General features: G+C 53.0%; 5 protein-coding genes. 1 reads left to right on the forward strand and 4 read right to left on the reverse strand.

The features are described 5' to 3' along the window. Positions 1–1,340, reverse strand: a 1,340-nt coding sequence (gene mgtE, locus ACEW8P_RS25070; RefSeq protein ID WP_373515803.1) for a magnesium transporter, incomplete at its 3' end; no start/stop codon positions are given. 169 nt (positions 1,341–1,509) lie between these two features. On the opposite strand from mgtE, the gene pafA reads away from it, so the two are divergent. Then, positions 1,510–3,159 carry an alkaline phosphatase PafA gene (gene pafA, locus ACEW8P_RS25075; RefSeq protein ID WP_373515804.1) on the forward strand — a complete coding sequence of 550 codons (1,650 nt, stop codon included), beginning with the start codon at positions 1,510–1,512 and terminating at the stop codon, positions 3,157–3,159. A 5-nt stretch (positions 3,160–3,164) separates the two neighbouring features. On the opposite strand, the gene ACEW8P_RS25080 is transcribed toward pafA, so the two are convergent. The 3 genes from ACEW8P_RS25080 to ACEW8P_RS25090 form a co-directional block, all read right to left on the reverse strand. Beyond that, positions 3,165–3,602: an NfeD family protein gene (locus ACEW8P_RS25080; RefSeq protein ID WP_373515805.1), complete on the reverse strand. Its 438-nt coding sequence runs from the start codon at positions 3,600–3,602 to the stop codon at positions 3,165–3,167. A gap of 86 nt (positions 3,603–3,688) precedes the next feature. Then, positions 3,689–4,606 carry an SPFH domain-containing protein gene (locus ACEW8P_RS25085; protein ID WP_373515806.1) on the reverse strand — a complete coding sequence of 306 codons (918 nt, stop codon included), beginning with the start codon at positions 4,604–4,606 and terminating at the stop codon, positions 3,689–3,691. A gap of 126 nt (positions 4,607–4,732) precedes the next feature. Beyond that, a complete protein-coding gene (locus ACEW8P_RS25090) occupies positions 4,733–5,875 on the reverse strand; it encodes an acyl-CoA dehydrogenase family protein (RefSeq protein ID WP_373515807.1) in 1,143 nt (380 codons plus the stop codon). Between the last annotated feature and the right edge of the window lie 67 nt (positions 5,876–5,942).

Genomic DNA, 5,942 nt, shown 5'->3' on the forward strand with positions numbered 1-5,942 from the left:
AGCACATGCGCTAGCCCAAAGTACACTCCGTAGCCGATCAGATCGTTGGCCGTAGTGATGAAGGGGCCGGAGGCGACGGCTGGATTGATGCCTAGTTTGTCCAGAGCAATGGGCGTAACGGTACCCATAAACGAGGCTAGAAAGACAACGGACAGTAGAGCCGAAGAAACGACAATCGCAAGTTGCAGTTCGTTGCCGATGAGCAGGTTGAAGCCAAAGACGATTAGACTGATGATTACGCCGTTGATGAAAGCAACGCCGAACATGCGCAGCAAGCGTTCCCACACGCCCGTGTCGAGACCCGTTTTATCGGCCAGGCTTTGCAGGATGATGGAGGAAGTCTGGATGCCGACATTGCCGCCGGTGGAGCCGATGATAGGGATAAACGCCGCCATTGCCGGAACTACTTTTAGGTCGCCTTCGAAAAAGCCGATGAACTTGGCGGCCAGGATACCGCCCATCATGCCCACGAGGAGCCAGGGCAGGCGGGCTTTGGTTTGTTCCCAGACGGTGTCATCCTCCTCGACATCGCCGGTGACTCCTGCCATTGCCAGGGCATCCGAACTAGCCTGTTCGGTAATGACGTCCACCACGTCGTCAATCGTGATGCGGCCTAGTAAGCGGCCCTGCACATTCACGACAGGAATCACGTCGAGGTCGTAGCGCTGCATGAGTTCGGCTACTTCCTCGGCGGGTCGGTAGGTTTCGACGTAGATAATATCCTGGTTGTAAATGCTCTCTACCTTGGTGTTTTTGTGCGCCAGCACAATACGCTTTAGCGACAAAGTACCCAACAAGCGGTTGTTATCGTCCACGACATAAACGGCATACACCTTCTCCACATCCTCGGCTTGCAGCCGCAATTCCTCGATGCACTGGTTCATATTCCAGTTGACGTTGGCTTTGACCAACTCCTTCTGCATGAGTCCTCCCGCCACGTCTTCGTCGTAGTGAAGCAGATCGAGGATAAATCGCGCCTGCTCGCGGTCTTCGAGCAGGGCGATGACTTCCTCGCGGACTTTGATGGGCTGCTCGTTGAGCAAATCCACCGCGTCGTCGGAATCCACCTCGTTGACGTAGCGGGCAATTTCCTGAGAGGTAAAATGCTTGAGAAAATCCTGACGTTCGTCGGTGTCGAGCGCCGCCAGAATTTCGGCCCCGGTTTTGGTATCCAGCAGGCCTACGAGGTACTTGGCCTGTTCGGTGTCTAGTTCGTAGAGGATTCCAGTCACGTCGGCGGGGTACATGTCCTCCATCTCGGCTTTCAGCGTGGCCGAATCCTGGCTTTCGATCATCTCCTCGATATGATCGAGGTATTCTTTGGTGAGTTCGAATGTCATTTTCCTGTCGATTTGGGAAGGCAAAGGTAGCGTTTTCGATTGCCAAAAGTACCCCTGTCCGGCTTGGCGTCATTACGCCATAGTTAAAAAGTACCAGCGGACACGAGGGTTCGGCAAATAGGTAATATCTTTGTAGAAGTTCAAGCAAAGTACCAATCCCCGTTCCATAATGTCGTTTCGCTCCTTCAAATCTACCGCTTCGATTCTTCTACTTCTCCTGGGTGGACTTCCGGCTTTTTCTCAAAGTACCCCTAAAAAAACTACCCTGCTGGCCCGGCCCAAAATGGTGGTGGGCATTGTGGTAGATCAGATGCGTTACGACTACCTGTATCGGTTCTATGACAAATACGGCGAAGGCGGCCTGAAGCGGCTGATGAACGAAGGCTTTAACTGCCGCAATAATCACTATCCCTACGCCCTGACGGTCACGGCGGCGGGTCACTCGTCGGTCTACACGGGTTCGGTGCCGGCCATCAACGGCATCGTGGGCAACGAGTGGTTCGACCCCATTGCGGGCCAGAGCGTGTACTGCGCCGAGGACAGTACCGTAGCCACCGTGGGCAGCTCCAACGCCGACGCGGGAAAGATGTCGCCCCGTAACTTGCTGACCAGCACCATCACCGACCAATTGCAGATCGGCACTAATTTTCGCTCCAAGACCGTCGGTATTGCTATTAAGGATCGAGGTGCCATTCTGCCTGCCGGACACGCCGCCACGGGGGCCTATTGGTTTGATTCCAAGACGGGCAATTGGATCACGAGTACTTTCTACACTGATAAACTACCCAAGTGGGCGCAGGAGGTCAATGACAAAAAACTCCCAATTGCTTACATGAAAGACGGCTGGAAAACACTTCTACCGCTGGATCAGTACGTGGAAAGTACACCGGACGACGAGCCATACGAAAACAAAATGGCCGGAAACAAGACATCCGAGTTCCCGTATAATTTTGGTGAAAACGGTTTTAGTCAGATTGCCTCGACGCCGTTTGGCAATACGATTACGAAAGACATGGCCATCGCCGCCATCAAGGGGGAGAATATGGGAAAAAACCAACAGACCGATTTTCTGGCGGTAAGCTTCTCCTCACCCGACTACGTTGGACACGCTTTTGGCCCCAATTCTATCGAAGTCGAGGATATCTACCTGCGGTTGGATCGTGAATTCGCCGAGTTTTTCACTTTCCTGGATACCTGGACGGGCAAAGGAAACTACACCGTTTTCCTGACCGCCGACCACGGCGTGATGGACGTTCCTGGATTCTGGACTGAACACCGACTACCTGCGGGCTTACTGAACACGGGTGTGGTGAATGAAAAAGTAAAGGGCGCATTGGAGGAAGCTTTCGGGAAAGGTGACTATGTTCGGGCCAATGACAACTACCAGCTCTACCTGAACAATGCAACGCTAAAATCGAAGAAAATCGATGTGGAGGATGTGTACGAGGTAGTTCGCGAAGCCCTACTACCGATTCCCGGAGTTGCTGATGTAATCAATCTTAAAGACTTGGGCGAAAGCCATCTGAATAGCTTCCAACTAGAACTGTATAAGAACGGCACCAATGCCAAGCGTAGCGGCGATATCCAGATCGTGCTGCAACCGGGTTGGTTTGCAGGCCGTTCTACGGGAACTACCCACGGCTCGCCTTACAACTACGATACCCACGTGCCACTACTTTTCTACGGTTGGGGTATTCCCAAAGGCGAAACTTTGCGCCGCACCTCCATCGCCGACATCGCCCCAACGGTGGCCGCACTGCTGCACATTCTTGCCCCGAGTGGCACCGTAGGGAATCCAATTGCGGAAGCGTTGAAGTAGTATCTTCATGCTTCTTCAACAATAAGCTTGATCCCTGCCGACTCACGGATAATCACTTTGCTGCCCGCCTCAATGGGAAGTCGGGTGGCCGAAATGGCGCTCCATTCGGCACCCCGGTAGTAAATTTTGCCCTCGCCCAGCGCTGGAATATCCCGGACGACCATCGCCGTTTCGCCTGCGAACTCGTTGTATTCGGTGTGACTCCCCCTTTGCTTCAGGAGATTCTTAGCGTGTTTTCTGAGTAAGACAAGCGCTAACACTGAGATAAGCGAGAAGGCGAAGAGTTGAGTGTTCAGGTCAGGTAATAAACCAATGCTGGCCAGCAAGGCCGTGATTAAAGCCCCGGCGGCGAAGAAAACAAACACCAGTACTACGCTCACAAGCTCTAAGACGAGCATGAGCAGTCCAATGATAAGCCATATTTGGGGCAGGGATAAATCCATGAGCTGGAAAGGCTGTCTTGCAGCCGTGTGATTTCAGTTATCGTTAGCAGGCGGACAAGCTGTCCGTCCTACATCTACATATGCTGCTAGTTATTCTTAGGCATCTCGCTTTTGACGACTGTCATCGACGCGGCAATTAGTGAACCCAGGTCGGCGAAATTAGCAGGAAGAATGAGGGTATTATTTGTCTTGGCCAGTTTTCCGAATTGCTCCACCAAATTGTCAGCCACCCGAAGTTGCACGGCTTCCATACCACCGTTATTTTGGATGGAGGCGGCTACCAGCCGGATACTTTCGGCCGTGGCCTGAGCTACAGACAAAATAGCCGAAGCTTCTCCCTGCGCCTCATTGATTTGCCGCTCGCGAACGCCCTCCGATTCCAGTACCGCTTTTTGCTTTTGACCTTCGGCCACATTGATGGCGGCCTGCTTCTCACCGTCGGACTGTAAAATTACGGCGCGGCGCTCGCGCTCAGCCTGCATCTGCTTTTCCATCGCCATGAGTACGCTTTGTGGCGGCGTGATATTCTTTATTTCGTAGCGAAGTACTTTGACACCCCAGCTGGTAGCGGCTTCGTCGATGGCATCCACCACCGCGCGATTGATGGTCATGCGCTCTTCAAAGGTTTTGTCGAGGGCCAACTTGCCGATCTCGCTCCGCATGGTCGTTTGGGCTAACTGCGTCACGGCAAAGGTGTAGTTGGAAATTCCGTAGGCGGCTTTCTTGGCATCGATCACCTGAATAAAGATGACGCCATCCATGCGTACTTGCACGTTGTCATTGGTAATACAAATCTGCTCAGGGATGTCGATGGCTGATTCCTTGAGCGTGTATTTGTAGGCGACCCTATCAAAGAAGGGGATTATGAAATTGATGCCGGGCTGCAACACGGCGTAGAACTTACCAAGTCGCTCGACGACGTAAGCGGTTTGCTGCGGGACTACCTTCACGGCCATCAGAATGGCCAATACCACCAGCACAAGTAGAACAATTAGGGCGATCATAGCTTTTCAGGTTAAGGGTACGCCACGAAAGTAGGGAGGTTCTCGCCCCGCCGCAATACTTGTCGGACAAACGATCAGCCGGAAAGGGCCATCGGCGGCGGGGCGTTATGGGTGGCAGGCAAGTGCCTATCCCCGCAAAATTTCTCTTGAAATCACCAGCTTCTGAATCTCGCTTGTGCCTTCGCCGATGGTGCACAGCTTGCTATCGCGATAGAATTTCTCCACGGGGTAGTCTTTCGTGAAGCCATACCCTCCGAATACCTGCACTGCTTCGTTGGATACGCGCACGGCGGTTTCGGAGGCGTGGTATTTGGCCACCGAACTTTGCAGGCTGACCTTTTCGCCTCGGTCTTTCGTGTCGGCAGCGTTGAAAGTAAGCATCTTGGAGGCTTCTATGTCGGTGTACATATCGGCCAGTTTGAAGGCAATGCCTTGAAATCTTGAAATCGACTGGCCGAACTGCTTGCGCTCCTTGGCGTAATCGCGGGCGGCCTCGAAAGCACCAACGGCGGTTCCCACACTGAGCGCAGCAATAGAAATACGTCCGCCATCCAGAATTTTGAGCGATTGAATAAATCCCTCACCTACTTCGCCGAGGCGCTGGCTGTCGGAAACAACGCAATCCTGAAAAATAAGCTCGGCAGTTTCGGACGCCCGCATTCCGAGTTTGTCCTCTTTGCGCCCGGCGGTAAAGCCCGGAGTACCTTTCTCAATAATAAATGCCGTCGCTCCATGTTTATCGCCCGGCTCGCCCGTGCGGACGATCACAACGGCCACGTCGCCGCTTTTGCCATGGGTGATAAAGTTTTTGGAGCCGTTCAACGTCCAGTTGTCACCGTCCTTCACGGCTACAGTGCGCATGTTTCCCGCGTCGGAGCCCGTATTAGGTTCGGTCAGGCCCCAGGCACCGATCCACTGACCAGAGGCCAGCTTTGGCAGGTACTTCTGTTTCTGATCCTCGTCGCCAAACATCAAAATGTGGTTGGTACATAGCGAATTGTGCGCCGCCAGCGATAGGCCTATGGACGGATCTACCTTCGAAACTTCTATAAGAGCAGCCACATACTCGCGGTAGCCCAAGCCCGAGCCCCCGTACGCGACGGGAACAAGAATGCCCATCAGCCCCAGTTCACCCATTTGGTGAAAGATCTCGGCGGGAAAGTACTGGGCTTCGTCCCACTCGCGAATGTTGGGGCGAATATGCCGCTCGGCAAAGTCGCGAACGGTTTCCTCAATAAGTGCTTGGTTTTCGGCAGTTTCAGTATTCATAATAGTATTTTTATCAAAAAGATGAAGTGTAAATTTTAGAGCAAAGTACAGTATTTAAACGATAGCA

It is taken from the genome of Persicitalea sp., from assembly GCF_041751555.1.
Classification (GTDB): Bacteria; Bacteroidota; Bacteroidia; order Cytophagales; family Spirosomataceae; genus Persicitalea.

Excerpts from the sequence above, each read along its gene's own strand:
- pafA (WP_373515804.1), top strand. The coding sequence starts at position 1,510 with ATGTCGTTTCGCTCCTTCAAATCTACCGCTTCGATTCTTCTACTTCTC.
- ACEW8P_RS25080 (WP_373515805.1), bottom strand. The coding sequence starts at position 3,602 with ATGGATTTATCCCTGCCCCAAATATGGCTTATCATTGGACTGCTCATG.
- ACEW8P_RS25085 (WP_373515806.1), bottom strand. The coding sequence starts at position 4,606 with ATGATCGCCCTAATTGTTCTACTTGTGCTGGTGGTATTGGCCATTCTG.
- ACEW8P_RS25090 (WP_373515807.1), bottom strand. The coding sequence starts at position 5,875 with ATGAATACTGAAACTGCCGAAAACCAAGCACTTATTGAGGAAACCGTT.